At 70.9% G+C, this 21,758-nt stretch carries 17 protein-coding genes; 8 read left to right on the top strand and 9 right to left on the bottom strand.

The window, feature by feature from the left end:
- Positions 1–7 precede the first annotated feature (7 nt).
- Both AC6EUL_RS11370 and AC6EUL_RS11365 read right to left on the bottom strand, forming a co-directional pair.
- Complete coding sequence (locus AC6EUL_RS11370) at positions 8–1,228, bottom strand: phosphopentomutase (RefSeq protein ID WP_499870130.1); 1,221 nt, start codon at positions 1,226–1,228, stop codon at positions 8–10.
- A gap of 11 nt (positions 1,229–1,239) precedes the next feature.
- Positions 1,240–2,868 (bottom strand): ABC transporter ATP-binding protein, encoded by a 1,629-nt coding sequence (locus AC6EUL_RS11365; protein WP_499870128.1) that lies wholly within the window; start codon positions 2,866–2,868, stop codon positions 1,240–1,242.
- A gap of 138 nt (positions 2,869–3,006) precedes the next feature.
- Here AC6EUL_RS11365 and AC6EUL_RS11360 point away from each other — a divergent pair, with 138 nt between their 5' ends.
- Both AC6EUL_RS11360 and AC6EUL_RS11355 read left to right on the top strand, forming a co-directional pair.
- Complete coding sequence (locus tag AC6EUL_RS11360) at positions 3,007–4,017, top strand: lytic transglycosylase domain-containing protein (protein ID WP_499870126.1); 1,011 nt, start codon at positions 3,007–3,009, stop codon at positions 4,015–4,017.
- Positions 4,018–4,163: 146 nt separating this feature from the next.
- Entirely contained in the window at positions 4,164–5,072 is a 909-nt protein-coding gene (locus AC6EUL_RS11355) for an alpha/beta hydrolase (RefSeq protein ID WP_056274759.1), read from the top strand.
- A gap of 67 nt (positions 5,073–5,139) precedes the next feature.
- On the opposite strand, the gene AC6EUL_RS11350 is transcribed toward AC6EUL_RS11355, so the two are convergent.
- The 5 genes from AC6EUL_RS11350 to AC6EUL_RS11330 all read right to left on the bottom strand — a co-directional run bounded on the left by AC6EUL_RS11350 (position 5,140) and on the right by AC6EUL_RS11330 (position 10,928).
- Positions 5,140–6,294 carry an endo-1,4-beta-xylanase gene (locus AC6EUL_RS11350; RefSeq protein WP_499870124.1) on the bottom strand — a complete coding sequence of 385 codons (1,155 nt, stop codon included), beginning with the start codon at positions 6,292–6,294 and terminating at the stop codon, positions 5,140–5,142.
- A complete protein-coding gene (locus tag AC6EUL_RS11345) occupies positions 6,291–6,713 on the bottom strand; it encodes an acyl-CoA thioesterase (RefSeq protein ID WP_499870122.1) in 423 nt (140 codons plus the stop codon). The genes AC6EUL_RS11350 and AC6EUL_RS11345 overlap by 4 nt, the downstream gene beginning before the upstream one ends.
- A gap of 94 nt (positions 6,714–6,807) precedes the next feature.
- Positions 6,808–8,580 carry a pyrroloquinoline quinone-dependent dehydrogenase gene (locus AC6EUL_RS11340; RefSeq protein ID WP_499870120.1) on the bottom strand — a complete coding sequence of 591 codons (1,773 nt, stop codon included), beginning with the start codon at positions 8,578–8,580 and terminating at the stop codon, positions 6,808–6,810.
- Between the two features lie 65 nt (positions 8,581–8,645).
- A complete protein-coding gene (locus AC6EUL_RS11335) occupies positions 8,646–9,203 on the bottom strand; it encodes an ankyrin repeat domain-containing protein (protein ID WP_056222680.1) in 558 nt (185 codons plus the stop codon).
- A gap of 105 nt (positions 9,204–9,308) precedes the next feature.
- Entirely contained in the window at positions 9,309–10,928 is a 1,620-nt protein-coding gene (locus AC6EUL_RS11330; protein WP_499870118.1) for a glycosyltransferase family 61 protein, read from the bottom strand.
- 52 nt (positions 10,929–10,980) lie between these two features.
- Here AC6EUL_RS11330 and uvrB point away from each other — a divergent pair, with 52 nt between their 5' ends.
- The 3 genes from uvrB to AC6EUL_RS11315 all read left to right on the top strand — a co-directional run bounded on the left by uvrB (position 10,981) and on the right by AC6EUL_RS11315 (position 15,171).
- Positions 10,981–13,908, top strand: a complete 2,928-nt coding sequence (uvrB, locus tag AC6EUL_RS11325; RefSeq protein ID WP_499870116.1) for an excinuclease ABC subunit UvrB — start codon at positions 10,981–10,983, stop codon at positions 13,906–13,908.
- 103 nt (positions 13,909–14,011) lie between these two features.
- On the top strand, positions 14,012–14,395 hold the full coding sequence (locus tag AC6EUL_RS11320) for a hypothetical protein (protein ID WP_338011826.1): 384 nt from the start codon (positions 14,012–14,014) through the stop codon (positions 14,393–14,395).
- Between the two features lie 50 nt (positions 14,396–14,445).
- Entirely contained in the window at positions 14,446–15,171 is a 726-nt protein-coding gene (locus AC6EUL_RS11315) for a YidB family protein (protein WP_056380711.1), read from the top strand.
- Positions 15,172–15,178: 7 nt separating this feature from the next.
- Here AC6EUL_RS11315 and AC6EUL_RS11310 read toward each other — a convergent pair whose 3' ends face one another.
- Both AC6EUL_RS11310 and mutM read right to left on the bottom strand, forming a co-directional pair.
- The gene (locus AC6EUL_RS11310) at positions 15,179–16,582 is read right to left on the bottom strand and encodes a sensor domain-containing diguanylate cyclase (RefSeq protein ID WP_244472647.1); all 1,404 of its coding nucleotides are present in this window, start codon (positions 16,580–16,582) and stop codon (positions 15,179–15,181) included.
- Between the two features lie 241 nt (positions 16,583–16,823).
- Positions 16,824–17,723 (bottom strand): bifunctional DNA-formamidopyrimidine glycosylase/DNA-(apurinic or apyrimidinic site) lyase, encoded by a 900-nt coding sequence (mutM, locus tag AC6EUL_RS11305; protein ID WP_499870113.1) that lies wholly within the window; start codon positions 17,721–17,723, stop codon positions 16,824–16,826.
- A gap of 131 nt (positions 17,724–17,854) precedes the next feature.
- Here mutM and ubiE point away from each other — a divergent pair, with 131 nt between their 5' ends.
- Genes ubiE through coaBC form a run of 3 tightly spaced genes read left to right on the top strand, consistent with a single transcriptional unit; the run spans position 17,855 to position 21,547 of the window.
- A complete protein-coding gene (gene ubiE / locus AC6EUL_RS11300; protein ID WP_056222692.1) occupies positions 17,855–18,640 on the top strand; it encodes a bifunctional demethylmenaquinone methyltransferase/2-methoxy-6-polyprenyl-1,4-benzoquinol methylase UbiE in 786 nt (261 codons plus the stop codon).
- A gap of 31 nt (positions 18,641–18,671) precedes the next feature.
- Complete coding sequence (gene ubiB / locus AC6EUL_RS11295) at positions 18,672–20,228, top strand: 2-polyprenylphenol 6-hydroxylase (RefSeq protein ID WP_056351134.1); 1,557 nt, start codon at positions 18,672–18,674, stop codon at positions 20,226–20,228.
- Positions 20,229–20,275: 47 nt separating this feature from the next.
- Complete coding sequence (gene coaBC, locus AC6EUL_RS11290; protein ID WP_499870110.1) at positions 20,276–21,547, top strand: bifunctional phosphopantothenoylcysteine decarboxylase/phosphopantothenate--cysteine ligase CoaBC; 1,272 nt, start codon at positions 20,276–20,278, stop codon at positions 21,545–21,547.
- Positions 21,548–21,758 lie beyond the last annotated feature (211 nt).

Here is a 21,758-nt window from a genome sequence, read left to right as displayed (position 1 = left end):
TCGTCCGTCAGTGCCAGCCCGTCCCCGCATCGAGGCGCGCGACCCCGAGATGCTGCGCGAGGGTCGCGCCGATATCCGCGAAGGTTTCGCGTCGGCCCAGGGACCCCGGCGAGACGCCGGGGCCGAAGGCCAGCACGGGAACCTGTTCCCGGGTGTGTTCGGTTCCGCCCCAGGTCGGATCGTTGCCGTGGTCCGCAGTGATGATGCAGAGGTCTCCGGGACGCAGCACGTCGTGGATCTCGGGCAGCCGGGCGTCGAAGCGTTCGAGTTCGGCGGCGTAGCCGGGCACGTCCCGGCGATGGCCATGCTCGGTGTCGAAGTCGACGAGGTTGAGGAAGACGAGGCCGCCCTCCGGCAGCGCCGCGAATGCCGTCAGCGCGGCATCGAGACACGCGGTGTTGCCGCCAACCTTGATCTCCTGCCCGGTCGCCCGGTGGGCGAAGATGTCGCCGATCTTGCCCACGCTAACGACGCTCCGCCCGGAGGCTCGGAGCACGTCCAGGAGGGTCCGGCCGGGCGGTTCGACCGCATAGTCCTTGCGGTTGGCGGTGCGCCGGAACCCGTCCTGCGCGCTGCCGACGAAGGGCCGGGCGATGACCCGGCCGACCCGGTAGGCGTCGCAGAGCTCGCGGGCGATCCGGCAGGTGTCGTAGAGTCGCTCCAGCCCGAAGCTGTCCTCGTGCGCCGCGATCTGGAAAACGCTGTCGGCGGAGGTGTAGCAGATCGGCCGGCCGGTCCGGACATGCTCGGCGCCCAGGCTGTCGATGATCGCGACGCCGGCGGCGTGGCAGTCGCCGAGGATGCCCGGCAGGCCGGCTCGCGCGATCAGCGCCTCCGTCAGCGCGGCCGGGAAGGTCGGGACCGCGACGGGGAAGTAGCCCCAGGGCTCGCGGACCGGCACGCCGGCGATCTCCCAGTGACCCGAGGGTGTGTCCTTGCCGGCGGCGACCTCGACCGCGTGGCCGTAGGCGCCCGTCGGGGCGCCGGGGATCGCGAGACCGGGCGGCACCGCGCCGGTCGCGCCCATCGCCGCCAGCCCGAGGCCGAGGCGGGCCAGGTTCGGGAGTGCCAGGGGGCCCTGCCGCAGGCCAGCCCGGTCGCCCCGCCCCTCGGCGCAGGCGCGGGCGATGTGTCCGACCGTATCGGACCCGGCATCGCCGTAGCGAGCGGCATCCGGCGCGCCGCCGATGCCGACGGAATCGAGCACGATGAGGAAGGCGCGCGGCATGCCCGTTCCCCTCAGGCCGGGATCGGATCGGCGACGGCGTCGCTCTGGAGATCGAAGGCGGCAGCGAACAGCGCCTGGGTGTAGGCGGTCTTCGGCGAGGCGAAGATGTCCTCGGCCGGGCCCTCCTCGACGACGCGGCCGTTCTGCATCACCAGCACGTAGTTCGCCAGCGCCCGCACCACCTTGAGGTCGTGGCTGATGAACAGGTAGGCGAGCCCGCGCTCGCGTTGCAGGTCGCGCAGGAGGGTGACGATCTGGGCCTGGACCGAGCGGTCGAGGGCCGAGGTCGGCTCGTCCAGGACGACGAATTTGGGCTTGAGCACGATGGCCCGCGCGATGGCGATGCGCTGCCGCTGGCCGCCGGAGAACTCGTGCGGGTAGCGGTTCATGGTCGCCGGATCGAGGCCGACATCGTCGAGGGCCTTGGCGACGACCGCCTGCCGCTCGGCCCGCGTCTTCACCGCGCCCTGGACCACCAGCCCCTCGGCGACGATGTCCGCCACCGTCATGCGCGGCGAGAGCGAGCCGTAGGGGTCCTGAAAGACCACCTGCATGTCGCGTCGGATCGGGCGCATGGCGGCGGGCGGCAGGCCCGCGATGGAGCGGCCGAGGAACACGATGGGGCCCTCGCAGCCGGTGAGGCGCAGGAGCGCCAGGCCGAGGGTGGTCTTGCCCGAACCGGATTCGCCGACGACCCCGACGGTCTCGCCGGCCCGGACCCGCAGGGACACCCCGTCCACCGCCTTCACGTGGCTGGTGGTCCGGCGCAGCCAACCCTCGCGGATCGGGAACCAGACCTTGAGCGGGCCGGCCTCCAGGAGGCGCCCGGCATCGGGGGGAACCGGGTTGGCCCGGCCCTTCGGCTCCGAGGCGAGGAGGCGGCGGGTGTAGTCGTGCTGCGGCCGGGCGAAGATCTCCGCCACCGGGCCGGCCTCGACGACGCGCCCGGCGAGCATGACGCAGACGTTGTCGGCGATACGCTGCACGATGCCGAGGTCGTGGGTGATGAACAGCATCGCCATGCCGAGGCGCTTCTGCAGGTCGGCCAGCAGGGTGAGAATCTGCGCCTGGACGGTCACGTCGAGGGCGGTGGTCGGTTCGTCGGCCACCAGCAGGTCGGGCTCGCAGGCGAGCGCCATGGCGATCATCACGCGCTGGCGCTGTCCGCCCGAGAGCTCGTGCGGATAGGCGTTGAGGCGGCGCTCGGCGTCGCGCAGCCCGACCAGTTCGAGCAGTTCGAGGATGCGGGCCCGCGCCTTGCGACCGGACAGTCCGCGATGCACCTCCAGCACCTCGCCGATCTGCCGCTGGATCGTGTGCAGCGGGTTCAGGGAGGTCATCGGCTCCTGGAACACCATGGTGATGTCGGCGCCGCGGATGCCGCGCAGGCGCTTCTCCGGCAGGGTCAGCAGGTCTTCGCCCTTGAACAGGATGCGGCCGCCCGGATGGTAAGCGCTGCCGTCGAGGAGGCGCAGGATCGAGAGGGCCGTCACCGACTTGCCCGAGCCGGATTCCCCCACGAGGGCCAGCGTCTCTCCGGCCGTGATGGTGAAGCTCACGCGATCCACGGCGCGGGTCTCGCGCTCCCGCGCCCGGAAGGCGACCGACAGGTCCTGAACGTCGAGGAGCGTTTCGGGCATCGAGGCCTGTTCTGCAGCGGGGCGGAATTCGCCAGCACGCGGGTTATAGCGTGGGCGGACGGGATCGGCGAACGCGGATGCGACGCGGTCGGGGGCGTTTGTAATTGATCGTCGGCGCGCACGCTCTACAACCCGACCGTGACCTTGCCCCTTAGCCGCCTCTCCGCCGCCCTGCTGTCCCTCCTCCTCGGTGTCCTAGCCCCAGGGTCGGCTCGCGCCGCCGCCGAGGGCGCGACGGAGACGGTCGAACAGGCCCTGTGCCGCCTCATCGAGGGCTCGGCCAAGGCCCGCGGCCTGCCGGTGCCGTTCCTGACGCGCCTGATCTGGCGCGAGAGCGCCTTCCGGGTCACCGCCGTGAGCCCCGTGGGCGCGCAGGGCGTCGCCCAGTTCATGCCGGGTACGGCCCGGGAGCGCGGCCTGACCGATCCGTTCGATCCCGAGCAGGCGATCCCGCACGCGGCTCATCTGCTCGCCGACCTCAACCGGCAATTCGGCAATCTCGGGCTGGCGGCGGCGGCTTACAACGGCGGGCCGGGCCGGGTCTCGGCCTGGCTCGCGGGCAGCGGCGGCCTGCCCACCGAGACCCGGAACTACGTCTTGGCGATCACGGGCTCGCCCGCGGAGGCTTGGCGCCCGGGCGCGGCGATCGAGATGCCCGAGGAGGACGCGCCGAAAGCGAAGGACGGTTCGACCAAGACGCAAGAGACCAAGATGCCGGAGACCAAGACGCCGGAGACCAAGACGCCGGAGACCAAGGATCTCGGACCGAAGAAACCCGAGGCCGCGGCTTCTGAGCTCGGGGCCAATTCCGAGACCAGCTGCCTCAAGGTGACGGCGGCGCTGCGCATTCCGTCGCGCGGCGACCGGTTCGCCCTCGGCGGAAACGAGGGGCCGGCGGCGCCCTGGGGCATCCAGCTCGCCGGAAACTTCTCGAAATCGCTGGCGCTGCAGAGCTTCGCGCGAACACGGAAGCTCTACACAAGCGTGATCGGCGACGTTCGTCCGATGATCATCGGCACCCGCCTGCGCAGCCGGGGCACCCGCGCCTTCTACCGCATCCGCATCCCGGCCCAGAGCCGGGAGGCCGCCGACGGCCTGTGCGGGCGCATCCGGCAGGTGGGCGGCGCCTGCCTCGTCCTCAGAACCTGATCGGGACGCCAAGAACCTGAGGACCCGCATCGCACCGCGACGCGACAGGTCGCCACAAATCGACCTCGCGCCATGAATTGCATTCGCGCCATGAATCCGCCGCGCCGGCCCTGTCACAGGGGGCTCGCCCCCCAACAGAGAGATGCATGACCCGGGTTCTTGCCGTCCTTGCCAGCCTCGCCGGACTCGCGCTCGTCGCGCTCGGCATCACGGCCTGCTCCCCCCTCGCCTTCTTCGACGCGATCGGTCCCCGGGACCAGGGCGGACGGATCAGCCTGAAGGACGCCGCGTTCGGCGCCCACCCGCGCCAGCGCCTCGACGTCTTCACCCCCGTGGCCGGCCCCACCGGCGCCCCCGTGCTGGTGTTCTTCTACGGTGGCTCTTGGAAGAACGGCGCGAAGGAGGACTATGCCTTCGTCGGACAGGCCCTCGCGGCGCAGGGTTTCGTGACCGTCCTGCCGGATTACCGGCTCTATCCGGAGGTCCGGTTCCCGGACTTCCTCGACGACGGGGCCCAGGCCCTGGCGTGGGTCGAGCGGAACATCGCCGCCTATGGGGGCGACCCGAGCCGGGTGGTCCTCGCCGGGCATTCGGCCGGCGCCTACAATGCAGTGATGCTCGCGCTCAACCCGTCCTACCTGCGCCGGGCCGGCGTCGATCCGCGGGTGATCCGGGCGGTGGCGGGCCTGTCCGGTCCCTACGACTTCCTGCCGCTGGATGCCGGCACCGCCACGGACTTGTTCGGCGAGGCGCCCGACACGGCGGCGACCCAGCCCATCACCTTCGCGGGCCCGCACTCGCCGCCGGCCTTCCTCGCCTCCGGCGACGGCGACACCACCGTGCGCCCTTCCAACACGCGCAGCCTCGCCGCGCGGCTGCGCGCTGCCCGCGTACCGGTGCAGGAGCGGATCTATGCGGGGCTCGACCATGCCGACACCCTACTGGCGCTCTCCGTGACCTTCCGGTCGAAGGCCCCCGAGCTCGCCGAGATGGCGGCCTTCCTGCGCCAGCACGCCGGTGAGCGACCGCAGCAGGCGCGGATGGTGCCCCGCTAGGATCTGTCGGGGCTCAGCTAAAACCGATTATGCCGAAACGACAGACGACAAGACAGATTCCAGGGGCTCAGGCGCCGCGCAAGGCGTCCCGCGTCTGCCGGTGGTCCGGCGCATCGGCGAAGGCCCGGCGCATCGCCGACCAGAGCGGCGTGCGCGCGAGGTGCTCATCCAGCGGCAGGGCACGCTGGAGCAGCCCGTCGGGGCGCCGGCGCTCGGGGTTGGCGTTGAGCCAGGTGTTCCGGTTGGTGATGTCCCAGGTGAGGACGTTGAGCACCGCCGCCTCGTCCAGGACCACGTCGAGGAAGCGGCGGACCAGGTCGGACACCGCCCGGTCGCGGGCATTCAGGTCGGCGGGGTAGGTCCGATCGTTGACGTCGAGTTCCGTGACCTCGATGGCGAGCCCGAGGCCGGCCACCTCGCGTAGGAAGGTGCGCAGCTTGTCCTGGTTCAGCGGGTGTTTCGCGTAGAGGTGCCCCTGCAGGCCGAGCCGGCGGATCGGCACGCCGCGGCGGCGCATCCCCTCCAGGGTCCGCAGCACCATCGCGCGGCGCTGGTCGATCCAGTCCGCGTCGAGTTCGAGATCGTTCTCGTTCCAGACCCCGGCGGCGTCCGGTGCGACCGCGTGCTGGATGCGGAAGGCGAGATCGACGTAAGCAGGCCCCAGCGCCGCGAGCCACGGGGTGCGCCGCAGCCCGTCCGGGCGCCCGTCCTGGGGGCCGCAGATCTCGTTGACCACGTCCCAGGCCTCGATCCGCCCCCGATAGCGACCGGCCATGGCGCCGATCCAGCGGCGCAAAAAGGCTTCGCCCTCCCCCGCCGAGAGCCGTTCGCCGACCCAGGCCGGCAGGCCCTCGTGCCAGACCAGGGTGTGGCCGCGCAGGCGCTGGCGGTTGGCCTCCGCGAAGGCCGCAACCTCGTCCGCGTAGGTGAAATCGAGGCTGTCCGGTGCCCGCCAGGCATAGGTCAGCTTCATCGCGTTCTCGGACACGAGGATGCCGGCCTCCCGAGCCAGGGCGCGCCCGTAGGCCGGGTCCTGCCGCAGGGTGACGCCGTTCACCGCCGAGCCGTAGGCGACGCCCGTGCGCGCGGCGGCGGCCTGGAGGCTGTCGGCCGCCCAGGACGGCCCCGCGGCGAGCCCGTGCGTCGCAGCCAGGGCGGAGCTCCCGGCGAGGCCGAGGCCGCCGCCGAGGACGGCCCGGCGGGAGGGGCCGGGACGGCTCACGCCCCGGCGGTCTCGGGCTCCGGCGGGATCACCCGGGGCCGGCGGTCCAGGCCGATCGCCACGAAGGTGAAGAGTCCCTCGGTGACCTTCATGGTCTCCTCGCCCTCGCGCTCCCGGCGCCAGACCTCCACCTGGATGCCCATGGAGGTGCGGCCGACCCGCACGATCCAGGCGTAGATGCTCACCTCGTCGCCGACGATGACCGGTCGGTGGAAGGTCATGGCCTCCACCGAGATCGTGGCGCAGCGGCCCCGGGAGCGCCGGGCGGCGATGTTGCCGGCCGCGAGATCCATCTGGCCCATCAGCCAGCCGCCGAAGATGTCCCCGGCCGGGTTGGTGTCGGCGGGCATCGCGATGGTGCGCACCACGGGCGGGCCGCGGTCGTCGGGCTGGCGCGATGCGGAGGCGTCGGTCGTCATGGAGGAGAGGGTCTCTGGTTGCGCTGGACCGGCGCACGCAAGCCCTGCGCCGCCCGCGCCGTCATCTCACATCGGCCGTGGAGCGGCCAGGTTCTCAATCCGGCAGTGCGAAGACCACGAGGGCGTCGCCGGTGCCGAAGCCGGACCCCTTGGTGAAGGAGGCGCCGCCGGCCGCCACCGCGACGTACTGCCGGCCGTCGAGGGCGTAGGTGATGGGCGGGCCGCCGATGCCGGCGCCGCACTGGAAGCGCCACAGGATCGCACCGGTCTCGGCATCGTGGGCGTCGAGATGGCCGTCCTCCTCACCGGAGAAGACGAGGCCCGAGGCGGTGGCCAGCGTGCCGCCGGAGAGCCGGCTGCCGCCCTTCACCGTCCACTTGATGGCGCCGCCCCGGGCGAGGTCCACCGCCGTCAGGGTGCTGAAGCTCGGTTCGCCCTTGGCCTCGGTGGTCTCGGTGTAGCGGATCGCCGGCCGGTCGCCCGAGGCGGGGACCGTTCGGACCACGTAGGTGGTCGCTCCGTGCCGGACCTGGGCGAAGGCGGTCCCCCGCTGCGCATCGTAGGCCACCGGGTGCCAGGAGATCGCCCCGAGCGGTCCGGGACTGACCACCGTTCCGGTTTCGGTCGGGGGCGCGTAGAGGTTCTTCTGGGCGATCAGCGGCTCGGACTTCGCCAGAAGTTTCCCCGTCATGCGGTCGTGGACGTAGAGCCAGCCGGTCTTCGAGCCCTGCGCCACGGCCTTGACCGGGCCCTGCGGCGTCGGCTGGTCGAGGAGGAAGGGCGGGCTCGCCACGTCGTAGCCCCACTCGTCGTGCGGGACCTGCTGATAGTACCAGCGCAACTGCCCCGTACGGACGTCGAGGGCGACGAGGCTCATGGTGTAGAGGTTGTCGCCCGGGCGCGAGAGGCCGAAATTCTGCGGCGCCGGATTGCCGGTGCCGACGTAGATCAGCCCGAGATCCCGGTCGTAGGCCGGCGTCATCCAGAGCGAGCCGCCCCCGACCCGCCAGGCTTCCGGGTGGGCCGGGGCGGCGGCCTTCTCGGCGGCGATGTCCCGGTGCAGCGGCACCCCGTCGGGCGTGGTCGCCGAGAAGGCGCCCTCCCAGCCGTCCGACTTGGTCACGTACCAGCGCCAGCGCTCGGCCCCCGTGGCGGCGTCGTAGGCCGCGAGCCAGCCGCGGCGGCCGTAGCCGCCTTCGATGCCCACCACCGCGCCGCCGTCGAGGCCGCCCTTGGCGTCTTCCACGTGCAGGCCGTAGCCGGCGCCGGCGACGCCGACGATGACGAGGCCGTCGGCCACCAGGGGCGGCATCTTGAAGCCGAGCCGGCTCGACCCCTGGACCGTGCCGGCCCCGAGCGTGTGCGCCAGGGCCGAGGCGGTCTCCGATTCCCCCTCCTCCGGGCGTACCGCCTCGTGGTCCCACAGGACCTTTCCGGTGGCCGCGTCGAGGGCGATGATCCGCCCGTCCATGGTCGCCTCGAAGACCTTGCCGCCGGAGACGGCCACGCCCCGGTTCGAGGGCGGCCCGAAGATCTTCTCCGTGCGCGCCTTGTGGGTGTAGGTCCACAGCACCCGTCCGCTGCGCGCATCGAGGGCGGCGACGTGGTTCTGGGTGGTCGAGACGTAGAGCGTCCCGTCCACCATCACGGGTTCCGCCTGGAAGTAGCCGGTGATGCCGGTCTGGAAGATCCAGGCCGGGCGCAGGGCCTTCACGTTGCCCCGGTCGATCCCGGTGAGCGGCGAGAAGTGCTGGTTGGTGTGGTCGCGACCGAACATCGGCCAGTCGTCGGCCGCCAGGGCCGCCCCCGGCAGGCTCGCGAGAATGAGGGCGGTGAGTCCGCGGCGAAACGTGTTCGGCATGAGCATTCCTCACCTCGGTCGCCCCGTAGCCGGGCGATCCGCAGCGGATTCTGGGACGGGAACGGTTCCGATCAGCCCGGCGCGCCCGGGCGTCCGGCCCCGGCGAGCTGCGCGGGCGTGTCGGCGGCGCCCATGGAGCCCGCCAGGGCGGCGGCGGTGAGCCCCGAGCCGTCCCGGGCATCCGGATCGGCGCCGTGGGCGAGGAGCAACGCGACCATCTCGGTGCGGTTGAACATCGCCGCGGTCATCAGGGCGGTCCGGCTCCCCGTCCCCGTGCCGTCGACCTGGGCGCCGTGGGCGAGGAGCAGGCCGGCGATGGCCATGTCACCCTTGAAGGCGGCGCCGGCCAGCGGCGTCTGGCCCCGGTCGTTGGCGAGTTCGGGGTCGCCGCCCGCCTCCAGGATCACCCGCGTCGCCTCGGCCTGCCCGTTATAGGCGGCGAGCATCAGCAGGCTGTCGCCCTTGTCGTTGCGCAGGTTCGCCGGCAGGCCCTGCCCGAACAGTGTCGCGAGATCCTCCGCGTGCCCCATGCGGGCGTACTGGAAGACCCGGGCGGCGAAGGCCAGGGTGTCGGCGTCGAGCTCGGGTTTCGGCGACGTCTCGCCTGTCGAAGAAGTCTCGGGATCCATCGGTCTGTCCGGTCTGGGGCGCGATGCGGCGGCGGTCCTGCGCGCAACCTAGCTCCGCGGGCGCAGGTGTCGAGGAACGGAGGGGCGGATTCTTTGCGGCCGCCGTCAGAACCCGTGGCGGTCGAGGGTCTCTCGCAGGATGTCGATCGGAATCGCGTAGTCGGACTGCATCCCGAGATCCGGTGCGGCGCTGCTGCCGTGGATGCAAACGTAGGTGCCGCGCACGAGGCCGACGAGATCGAGGAAGAAGTCGTCGAGCATGTCCTGGTTGGTCAGCATCAGGCAGCGCACGCCGGGCTCGGCGAAGGCGAGGTTGCTGAGGGCGGCCCCCATCCCGCCGATCACGAAGCGTGCGGCGGCGAAGATCTGGACCTGGCGCGCGAAACACTCTGTCTCCGGATGAACGGTTCGGTAGCCGCGCTCCGCCAGCACGGCGATCACCTCCGCCTCGTTGACGAGGCGCCGCCGCGCGTTGCGGTTGCGGCTGACGTAGATCCGCTCCGCCAGCGGCTCGGGCGGGGGGCCGATCCGCTGGCGGATCTCCCGCGCGGAGTCGATGACGAGGGGCGACTTGGTGATCGGCTGCCGGGTGATCGGGGTCGGATAGACCAGTTCCGCGAACACGACCTCGCGCTGCGTGAGCCAGACGATCCGATCCGCGCCGATGCCCAGGGCCGCCAGGGAGTCCCGATAGACCGTTTCCATCGCCGGAATGGCGTGAACGGTGACCTTGGCGCCGTCGAGCAGACCGGCGCGGGCGGCGACGTGGAGACGGGGCAGGCACTCGATGAGCCAGTGCCCGTAATTCTCGGCCCAGAGCTGCCAGAGATGCACCGTGCGGCCGGACACCCGGCGCGGATGGGGGAGGGTGTGGTGAACCGAACCCGTTCCGTCGGGCGCCAGCGTCAGGGCGCCGAGATAATCGCCGCGATCGCGGTTGATGAGGCTCTCCTCGACCAGGGCATCGCCCACCTGAACCAGTGCGAACCCGAAGACGCGGGCATCCCGGAATCGGTAGACGCGTGCCCCGGGGGGCACGGCCTCGGAGCCGGAGAACCGCGCCGCGAAGTCGGCGATCCGCGGCGGCGCCCCGACCAGTTCGGCGAGGGCCCGCCGATACGGCGGCGCATCGATGGAGATCGCCGAGGGGGCCGGGATCTCGGCCGCGGGCCGGAGGCGGATCGAAGCGGGAGCGGCATCCGGCTTGCCCACCATCCGGTACCCGCCGTGGCGTCGGTCCCCTCCGCCCACGGCCGCGAGCCGCTGGTCGAGGAGGCGCGCCGACGGGTTCAAGGCGGGCAGGCGCGCCCGGAAGCCCGTGCGCTCCGGCACCGCGTAGACGCCGCCCCGGGCCAGCACGGGATAGAGGACGGCGAAGGCGAAAGCCCGCTCGGCCTCGGAACAGCGACGCTGGTCGACGATCAGGCTCGGGCCGTGAAAGCGTGCCAGCCCGCGCAGCCAGCGCCGATCGTCCAGGCGGCCGCATGCCACGGTGACATCGCCCGGAGCCCGGGTCGCGAGATCGGGATTGGCGGTGACGAGACAGATCGGCGCCTGGATGAAGCGGCGTCCGAACGGTTCGAGTCCGGGAACGAGTTCATCGCAGAGGATCAGGATCGCGCTCGGCCGCGTTGCCATGGCGAGGATGGCGGGCACGAGGGCGAGGCGCGATAAATCGCCCCGTGCGGTGTTTCCGGCCTCGGCGGAGCGACGGGCGCGCAGCATCCGGCCGCTGCGGACCCTTTTCCAAGCGGCCGGTAGAAACCATACTTGCACCATGCCGACTCCGAAGAAGCCACGCGCTGCGTCCGACCCAGCTCCCGACGCGGAGGTTCTGACCACGAATGTCGGGAATTCCAAGGGCTCGGACAGCAAGGGCTCGGACGGCAAGCGTGCGGGCGCCGAGGGCGCTGGCCCCAAGGCCGCGGGGGCAAAGGCTTCCGGAACGAAGGCGTCCGCACCGAGGACGCCGAATTCCAAGGCGTCGAAGCCCGAGCTCCAGCCCCTCGACGAGCACCTGGCGGCCCTCCTCAGCCCGGCCCTGAACCGGAACCGCCTGCCGCCGGTCGCGCCGCCGGCCCCGGCCCGTCCGGGCCAGCCGAAGCCGCCGCGCGGACGTGCCAAGGCGCCCGCGGCTTCCAACCAGGCGCTCTCGGCTTCCAGCAAGGCCCCGGCGATCGTCCCGGACAAGGCCTCCGGCATGGGCTTCGGCGAGGCCGCGCAGGCGACCTTCGCCCATGGCGAAGCAGCCGACGTCGATCCGCGCCTCGCCCAGGCCCTGGGCCTGCGCGCGCCGGAGGACGGACCGGTCCCGGAGGGCCTGGGGGCGGTGGAGCCGGCGGATGATGAGGGGACCTCGCTGGCCGCGGACGGCGTCTCGGCCACCGTGGACGCGCTGTCGCGCCTGCTCACCGAAGGCAACCCGCTGTTCCGGGATGGCCAGACCTGGGTGCCGCACCGGCCGGATCGGCCGAAGAAGTCCGAGGGCGGTCTCGCCTTCACGCTCAAATCGGAGTTCGAGCCGGCCGGCGATCAGCCCCGTGCCATCGCCGAGCTGGTGGACGGCGTGAAGAAAGCCGAGCGCGATCAGGTGCTGCTCGGTGTCACCGGCTCGGGCAAGACCTTCACGATGGCGAAGATCATCGAAGCGACCCAGCGCCCGGCCCTGATCCTCGCGCCGAATAAGACCCTGGCGGCGCAGCTCTATGGCGAGTTCAAGAGCTTCTTCCCCGACAACGCGGTGGAGTATTTCGTCTCGTACTACGATTACTACCAGCCCGAGGCCTACGTGCCGCGCTCGGACACCTTCATCGAGAAGGAATCGTCGATCAACGAACAGATCGACCGGATGCGCCACGCCGCCACCCGCGCCCTGCTGGAACGCGACGACGTCATCATTGTCGCCTCGGTCTCGTGCATCTACGGCATCGGCTCGGTCGAGACCTACACGGCGATGTCGTTCACGGTGTCGCTTGAGGAGAAGATCGAGCAGCGCCAGCTCATCGCCGACCTCGTGGCGCTCCAGTACAAGCGCATCCAGTCGGACTTCGCCCGCGGCACCTTCCGGGTGCGCGGCGACGTGATCGAACTCTGGCCCGCCCACCTGGAAGACCGCGGCTGGCGCATCGGCCTGTTTGGCGACGAGATCGAATCCATCACCGAGTTCGATCCCCTCACGGGCAAGAAGATCAACGACCTCAAGTTCGTGAAGGTCTACGCCAACTCGCACTACGTGACGCCGCGCCCGACGCTCCAGCAGGCGATCAAGGGCATAAAGACCGAGCTCAAGCTGCGGGTCGACGAGCTGACGAAGATGGGCCGCCTGATCGAGGCGCAGCGCATCGAGCAGCGCTGCACCTTCGACATCGAGATGATCGAGGCCACCGGCGCCTGCAACGGCATTGAGAATTATTCGCGCTACCTCACGGGGCGCAAGCCCGGCGAACCACCGCCGACCCTGTTCGAGTACCTGCCGGACAACGCCCTGGTCTTCACCGACGAGAGCCACGTCACGGTTCCGCAGATCGGCGGCATGTACAAGGGCGACTTCCGCCGCAAGGCGACCCTGGCCGAGTACGGCTTCCGCCTGCCCTCCTGCCTCGACAACCGCCCGCTGCGGTTCGAGGAATGGGACGCGATGCGACCGCAATCGATCCACGTCTCGGCCACGCCGGCCAAGTGGGAGATGGAGCAGACCGGCGGCGTCTTCGCCGAGCAGGTCATCCGCCCCACCGGCCTCGTCGACCCGGTGATCGAGATCCGACCCGCCCGCTCCCAGGTCGACGATCTCCTGGGCGAAGTCCGCGAGGTGGCGCAGGCCGGATACCGCACCCTGGTGACGACGCTGACCAAGCGCATGGCCGAGGACCTGACCGAGTACCTGCACGAGAACAGCGTGCGCGTGCGCTACATGCACTCCGACATCGATACCCTGGAGCGCATCGAGATCATCCGCGACCTGCGGCTCGGGGCCTTCGACGTGCTGATCGGCATCAACCTCCTGCGCGAGGGCCTCGACATTCCGGAATGCGCCCTGGTGGCCATCCTGGATGCCGACAAGGAGGGCTTCCTGCGTTCGGAAACCTCGCTGGTTCAGACCATCGGCCGCGCGGCCCGCAACGCCGACGCGCGCTGCATTCTCTATGCGGACAACATCACCGGCTCGATGGAGCGGGCGATGGCCGAGACCGAGCGCCGCCGGACCAAGCAGCTCGCCTACAATGCGGAGCACGGCATCACGCCCCAGAGCGTGAAGCGCGGCATCGCCGACATCCTCGACAGCGTCTTCGAGCGCGACCACGTCCAGGTCGATACGGGGTTCGCCAAGAACGCCGTCACCATCGGCCACAACCTCAAGGCGGTCATGGCCGACCTGGAGAAGCGGATGCGCACGGCGGCCGCCGATCTCGACTTCGAGGAGGCCGCGCGCCTGCGCGACGAACTGAAACGCCTGCAGGCCACGGAGCTGCTGGTCTCGGACGATCCCATGGCCCGCCAGGGCGACGTGGAGCGGGAGGCGGGGCGCTTCGGCGCCAAGCAGAGCCGCATTTCCAAGCCGACCCTCGACAATATGGGGCCGGGGACCGACCGCGAGCTGCCGGTCGGCGCTCCGGTCTGGCAGGAGCGCCCGAAGGCCCGCTCGACTCAGGGGCTCGGGGGACAGAAGCCGAAATACAAGGGCGGGGGCGGACGCAAGCGCGGCTGACCGCACGGGACCCCGGCGGTTTGCCCGCCGCGGGCCGGAACCCATCGGCGGCGGCGGGGCTTGGTTCGGCAACAGACGCCCCCTCCCGTTCGGAGCCTGTCCCGTGACCCACCCATTCTCGCCCCGCTCCCGGGCAGGCCGCCCGGCCTTCCGGCCCCGCGCCGGCGGTGCGATCACCGCCCTGTTCCTGTCGGGCCTCGCCCTCTCGGGCGCCGTCGGCCTGCTCGTCGGGCCCGCGAGCCTGCGGCCGGCCTCGGCACAGTCGGTGGCCAATCCCAACGATCAGCCGACGCCCGGCACCCTGCCCGGCCGCGACACCGCGGCCGGCGCCGCCGAGCGGCCGACTGGCCAGGTCGCGCCGCCGAAGGCGATCTCCGCCCCGACCGCCGTCACCGCATCGGACGCAAAGCCGGGTGCGCGTACGAACCCGCTGGACCACCTTCCGGCGAAGGATCGCGCGGCCACGGGTGGAACGCGCCGCGACTGAGGCGTCGGCGCGGGGCCGCCACCATTCATCGACACAGGGGAGAAGCGCATATGGGCCTGCTCGATCAAGTCATCGGCGGCGTTCTCGGACAGGTGCTCGGCGGCGGGCGCGAGCCCGAGCGGAGCGGCGGCCCGAGTGGCGGCTCAAGTGGCGGCATGCTCGGCGGGGCGATGTCGCCGATCGTTCAGGCCCTCTTGATGCTGCTGATGTCGAAGGGTGCCGGCGGCCTCGGGGATCTCCTGGGCGGCGGCCGTCACGACGAGGGCCGCCCGCCCCGCGGCGATGACGGGGGTGACATCGGCGGCTTCGGCCAGGACCGCGGCCCGGAGCCGGGCTACGGCCGCGATCGGGGCGAAGACGCCTCGCCCCTGCCCGGACGCGAAGGCGATTTCAGCGACCTGTCCGGGATGCTCGACGGCCCTGGCGACCGTGCCTCGGCCCCTCAGGATCGCAGCGCCGGTGCGGGGCCCTACGCGCATCTCGATCACGAGGCGCAGGACGGCCGCAGCGGGCTCGACGGGCTGATCGACCGCTTCCAGCGCGGGGGCCTCGGCGACGTCATGGAATCCTGGATCGGCTCCGGCGAGAATCGTCCCGTGGCGCCCGATCGTCTTGCCGACGCCCTCGGTTCCGACACGGTGAACGCCCTTCAACAGCGCACCGGCCTGGACCGGGACAACCTGCTGTCGCAGCTCGCCCAGGCCCTGCCCCAGGTCATCAACGGGCTGACGCCGCAGGGCCGCCGACCCACAGGGGAGGATATCCGGGGCTGGTGACCGCCCGTCAGGGCGAACCGAAGCGCATGCCGGGCTCGTAGAGCCGGAAGGTGTTGCGCCCGGAATCCTTGGCCTGGAACAGGGCGAGGTCGGCATTCCGGCACAACAGGTCGGGCTCGGTCCCGTCCTGGGGCGCCATCGCGACGCCGACGCTCACGCCGACGGTGACGCTGGTGCCGTCGACGTCGATCGGCTGAGACACGACCTCGATCAGGCGCTGGGCCAGGGTCCGGATGCTGCTGCTCACCACGGGTCCGGTCTGGATGATCATGAACTCGTCGCCTCCGATCCGCGCGACGGTGTCCTCGGACCGGACCAGGGCGCGCAGGCGGTTCGCGACCGTCCGCAGCAGGATATCGCCGGCATGGTGGCCGAGGGTGTCGTTCACGAACTTGAAGCGGTCGAGATCGAGACAGAGAACGGCGAAGGTGGCCCCGCGACGCTGGCTCACGGCGAGTTCCTGGACGAGGCGCTCGCGGAACAGCGTCCGGTTCGCGAGATCCGTCAGGGCGTCGTGCCGTGCCATGTGGGCGATCTGGAATTCCGCCTCCTTGCGCGCACTGATGTCGCGCGCCGCGGCCACGTAGCCGGTCGCACGCCCGCCGTCGGCATCGTAGGTCAGGTTGAAATTGACCTCGACCCAGATCCAGTTGCCGTCCTTCCGGCGGTAGCGCTGGGTCGACACCGCCCGGGTGACGCGCTCCGCGCCGAGATCGGACAGGAGCCGTCCATACGCCTCCGCATCGGCGGGATGGACCTGGTCCAGGGGCCGGGTGCCGATCAGTTCCTCGGCCTCGTAGCCCAGGAGGGTGCGTGAGGCCGGCGAGACGTAGCGGCGCACGGTGTCGAGGGTGGCCCAGATCACCATGTCGGAGCTGTTCTCGGCGAGAAGCCGGTAATGGGCCTCGCGCTCCCGCAGCTTGGCCTTCGCCCGATGCAGGCTGAGCTGTGCCGCCACGACCGAGGCCAGATCTTGCAACCGCGCGCGATCCTCCGGTGCGAACCGGCGCGGGACCTGATCGACGACGCAGAGGATGCCGACGCGCAACCCGGCCTCGGCGACGAGCGGGGCGCCCGCGTAGAACCGGACATGCGGCGGATTGATCACCAGGGGGCTCTCGCGAAAGCGCGGATCCGCCCAGGCATCCTCCACCACGAACACGTCGTCCGACAGGATGGCGTAGTTGCAGAATGCGCCCTCGCGCGCCGTCTCGTCGAGGTCGAGGCCACACTTGGCCAGGAAGTGCTGGTGGTCTGCCGCGATCAGCGAGACGTAGGAGATCGGCATGCCGAACAGGACCGCCGCCGTGCGGCAGATGGCGTCGAAATGCGGTTCGGGTTCCGCTTGCAGGATGTCGAGATCCTGCAGCGCCCTCAGGCGCTCGGCTTCGTTGCTCGCTTTGGGGTACATGCGTGCCCTGAATTCCAGCGGACCGGCGAACCCGACCGGCTGGGCCCGGCACCTCCGGGGTGCCGGGCCCAGCCGATTGCATCGGGCTGAAAGCGCTCATCGTGTAGTTGGACGGACAGTCTTCCGAAGAACCGGATGCCCATTCGCCGGACATCATGTTCGCATCCATTTACGAAATGAGCTTTAACGAGCCAGGTCTGAGCATTTCCCGAACGAAGGTGCGGCACGTCATCATCCCCCGTTATTTTGTCGGACGGATCTGGCAAGTCGCGCAAAAGAATGTCGATCGCCCGGATTGGACGATCCGCTCGATCGTGCCAGTACATTCCCGCGCTCCACAACGGTGACCGACCCGGTCGTAGACCCGGAACGCGTGTTGGAACGCGCCGCTGCCGCCATCGGTATGGGCGTAATCGCGCAGGGTCGATCCTCCGGCCGCCACGGCCTCGGTCAGAACCTCGCCGATGACCTTAGCGAGCCGCCGGGCCTTCGGTGTCGGCGTCCCGTCCGGTCTGGCGAGTTGTCCCGCCCGCATCTCGGGGTGCAGCCCCGCCCGATGAAGGGCTTCGCAGACGTAGATGTTGCCGAGACCGGCGATCAGTCGCTGGTCCAGGAGGGCGGCCTTCAGCGGCGTCATCCTGTTGCGGAACAGGCGCGCGACGGCGTCCGCGGTCAGGGCCTCGCTCAGGGGTTCGATCCCCATGCCGGTGAAGTGCCGGCTCTCGCCCAGGGCGGGGGTCGGAACGAGATCCATGAAACCGAAGCGCCGGACGTCGTTGTAGGTCACGGTGGCGCCGTTCGACATCGCCATGACGACATGGTCGTGCTTGGCGTTGCCCTGTGCGCCCTCGAGGTAGAAATCGCCGGGTGAGAGATTGCGCCCGTCCGGCAGGGCCACGTCGAAGCGCCCGCTCATGCCGAGATGCATGATCAGCGACTCTCCCGAATCGAGACCGGCCACGAGGTACTTCGCCCGACGGGCGAGGTCCGTGACCGTGCGGCCCTCCAGGCGCTCGGCGAAGCGGTCGGGGAACGGGAAGCGCAGGTTCGGACGCCGCAGGATCACGCGGCTGAAGCGGGACCCCACCAGGGCCGGGGCGAGGCCGAGCCGTACGGTTTCGACTTCCGGGAGTTCGGGCATGCGTTCGATCGGTGTCTTCGGTGCGGCATCGCCGATGGGGCACGTGCGGCGTCGCCGATGGGGACTGGGCTCGGATGGCAGATGGCGATTTCGGCCACGTTTCGCTATGAGCGTCCGCGAGAGGGTGGTCCATGAGTTCGGTGAAACGGTCGGTCGATCAATCCGCGGACGAGGCGAGCACGCATTTCGGCTTCGAAAGCGTGTCCCTCGACGAGAAGCAGGGGCGCGTCGACGACGTCTTCCGCTCCGTCGCCAAGCGCTACGACCTCATGAACGACCTGATGTCGGGTGGACTGCACCGCGCCTGGAAGTCGCACCTCATCTCGATGCTGCGGCCGCCGCGCAACCGGCCCTTCCGGCACCTCGACGTCGCCGGCGGCACGGCCGACATCGCGTTCCGCGCCCTGGAGGCCGGCGGCCCCGCGACGCACACCACCGTGCTCGACATCAACGAGGCCATGCTGCGCGTCGGCGCCGAGCGGGCCGGGGACCGCTTCACCGGGCGCATCGACTTCGTCACGGCCAATGCCGAGGCGCTGCCGCTCCCGGCGGAGCGGTTCGATGCCTACACCATCGCCTTCGGCATTCGGAACGTACCCCGGATCGACAAGGCGCTCGCCGAGGCGCACCGGGTCCTGAAGCCCGGCGGCCGGTTCCTCTGCCTCGAATTCTCGAAGGTCGACCTCCCGGTGCTCGACCGGATCTACGACGCCTACTCGTTCCACGTGATCCCGCGCCTCGGCGCGCGCGTGGCCGGCGACGCGGATTCCTACCGCTACCTCGTGGAATCGATCCGCAAGTTCCCCTCCCCCGGGCGTTTCGCCGGCATGATCGAGGCGGCCGGGTTCCGGCACGTCAGCCATCGGCCCCTGACGGGCGGCATCGTGGCGATCCATTCGGGCTGGAAGGTCTCGTGACGGCGGGTTTCGTGACGACGCGGGCCGCCTGATGCTCGGCGCCGTCGTTCACCTGGTCCGGGGCGCGCATGTCGGCTTCGTGCTCGCCCGCGAAGGCGCGCTCGCGCTGGTGGATTCTGCCGAGCTTCCGCCGCACCTGCGTTTCGTCCTGCGGATCGGCCGGATGCTGGAGCGTCGCGGCCTGGGGGTCGGCGCCGGCCCGCTCCAGCGCGCCCTGACGCGCCTCGGGCCGAGCTACGTCAAGTTCGGCCAGTTCCTCGCCACCCGCCCCGACATCGTCGGCATGGCGGCGGCCCGCGACCTCGAGACCCTGCAGGACCGTGTCCCCCCGTTCCCGCAGGAGACCGCGATCCGCCTGGTCGAGGCGGCGCTCGGCAAGCCGGTGGCGCATCTCTTCGTCTCGTTCAGCCCGCCCATCGCGGCGGCTTCGATCGCGCAGGTCCACAAGGCCCATTGCCTGGACCTCGACGGCAACGAGCGCGTGCTGGCGATCAAGATCATGCGCCCGGGCGTGCGCGAGCGCTTCCAGCGCGACCTCCAGGTCATGCGCTTCATGGCCCGCGTGGTCCATGTGCTCTCGCCCAAGGCCGAGCGCCTGCGCCCCCGCGAGGTGGTGGAGATCCTCGCCCGCTCCGTGATGATGGAGATGGACTTCCGGCTCGAAGCGGCCGCGATGTCCGAGCTGGCGCAGAACACCCGGGACGACGCGGATTTCCGCGTGCCGAAGCCCGACTGGGAGCTGACCGCCCGCGACGTGCTCGCCAGCGAGTGGATCGAGGGCATCCGCCTCAACGACCGCGCCGCCATCGTGGCGGCCGGACACGACCCGAAGGCCCTCGGCCGGGCCGTGATCCAGTCGTTCCTGCGCCACGCCATCCGGGACGGCTTCTTCCACGCCGACATGCATCCGGGGAACCTGTTCGTCGATCCGACCGGAACGCTCGTGGCCGTCGATTTCGGCATCATGGGCCGGCTCGGGCACATGGAGCGGCGCTTCCTCGCCGAGATCCTGCTCGGCTTCATCCTGCGCGACTACAAGCGCGTGGCCCAGGTGCATTTCGAGGCCGGCTACGTGCCGGCGCACCATTCGGTCGAGGATTTCGCCCAGGCGATCCGAGCGATCGGCGAGCCGATCCATCAGCGCAAGGCCGACGAGATCTCGATGGCCAAGGTGCTCACCCTGCTGTTCGACATCACCGCCCTGTTCGACATGAGCACCCGCACCGAACTGGTGATGCTGCAGAAGACCATGGTGGTGGTCGAGGGCGTCGCCCGCTCGCTCGATCCGCAACTCGACATGTGGACCGGCGCGGAGCCCGTGGTGCGCTCCTGGATCGCCCGCAACCTCGGGCCGGTGGGCCGTGTCGAGAGCCTCGGCCGCGCCGCTCTGACCATCACCGACGTGGTCTCGGACCTCCCCGACCTCGCCCAGCGCCTGCGCCGCATCCTGGTGCGCCTCGACGAGCGGGGTTCCAGCGACGCCGGTCGCCTCGACGCCTTCGCCCGGGCCGAGCGCAAGCGCGCGATCTGGTCGACGGTGGCCCTGTGGGGCATCGCCATCGGTGCGCTGGTGATGGCGTTCCGGTAGCCTGCCTTGCAACGCTCCGTCAGGCTCGCCTCCCGAGGGGTTCGACCATGACCCGCCCGCTCCAGAACCGCCGCATCCTCCTCGTCATCGGGGGCGGCATCGCCGCCTACAAGGCGCTGGACCTGATCCGGCGCCTGCGCGAGCGCGGGGCACAGGTGCGCCCGCTCCTGACCAAGGGGGCCCAGGAATTCGTGACGCCCCTGGCGGCGGCGGCCCTCGCCGGTGAACGCGCCCATACGGACCTGTTCGACCGGGCCGAGGAAGCCGACATCGGTCACATCAAGCTTGCCCGGGACGCGGACGCCATCGTGGTCGCGCCGGCCACCGCCAGCCTGATGGCCCGCATGGCCACGGGCGATTCGTCCGACCTCGCCGCCACGGTGCTGTTGGCCACGACCCTGCCGATCCTGATCGCGCCCGCGATGAACGTGCGGATGTGGCAGCACCCGGCCACGCAGCGCAATCTCGCGACCCTGCGCGGCGACGGCGTCCGCGTCGTCGGTCCCAATGAAGGCGCCATGGCCGAAGCGGAGTTCGGGCCCGGCCGCCTCGCCGAGCCCGCCGAGATCGCCGACGCGGTGGAGACGATGCTGGCGGAGGCCCGTCCAGCCTCGGGCTTCGGCTTCCTGGCGGGGCGCGGCGCGACCGCCGAGGCGGCGTCCGGCCCCTTGGCCGGCCGGCGCGTGCTCGTCACCTCCGGGCCGACCCACGAGCCGATCGACCCCGTGCGCTACCTCGCCAACCGCTCCTCCGGGCGCCAGGGCCATGCCATCGCGGCCGCCGCGGCGGCGGCCGGCGCGACGGTCATCCTGGTCTCCGGGCCGGTGGCGATTCCCCACCCGCCCGGTGTGCAGGTGGTCCCGGTCGAAACCGCCCGCGCGATGCTGGCGGCGGTGGAGGCCGCCCTCCCCGCCGACCTCGCCATCTTCGCCGCCGCCGTCGGCGACTGGCGACCGGCCGAGACGCGCGCGTCCAAGATCAAGAAGGACGGCTCCGCGCCGGCGCCCCTCGCCCTGGTCGAGAACCCCGACATCCTCGCCACCATCGCGGGACGCTCGGCCGGGCGCCCCCGCCTCGTCGTCGGCTTTGCGGCGGAGACCGACCGGGTTCTCGAGAACGCCCGCGCCAAGATCGCCCGCAAGGGTTGCGACCTCATCGTCGCCAACGACGTGTCGCCGGCCGGCGGAGTGATGGGCGGCACCGCCAACACCGTCCATCTGGTCGGGCGCGACGGCACCGTCGAGACCTGGCCGATCCTCGACAAGGACGAGGTCGGCCGCCGCCTGATCCAGCGTTTCGCCCACCTCCTCGACGTCTGATCCACAGGCGCGGGACAAGCGCGCGGAGCCGATCGCGGGCTGGCGCGTTAAGGCTTGACTAACGCCTCTCGCCGCATCATTTCGGCGTCGTTCGCACGTGCAGCAGATCCGCTCGCCCGCGCAACTCCACAGGAACTCCCGACCCCAATGCCCAGCGACAGTAGTCGATGGACCGCGCCGCCGATGGCCCTCCGCGAGACCCGCGCCTGAT

The organism is Methylobacterium sp. 001424705, assembly GCF_059816145.1.
This window is presented reverse-complemented; position numbering and strand designations above follow the sequence as displayed.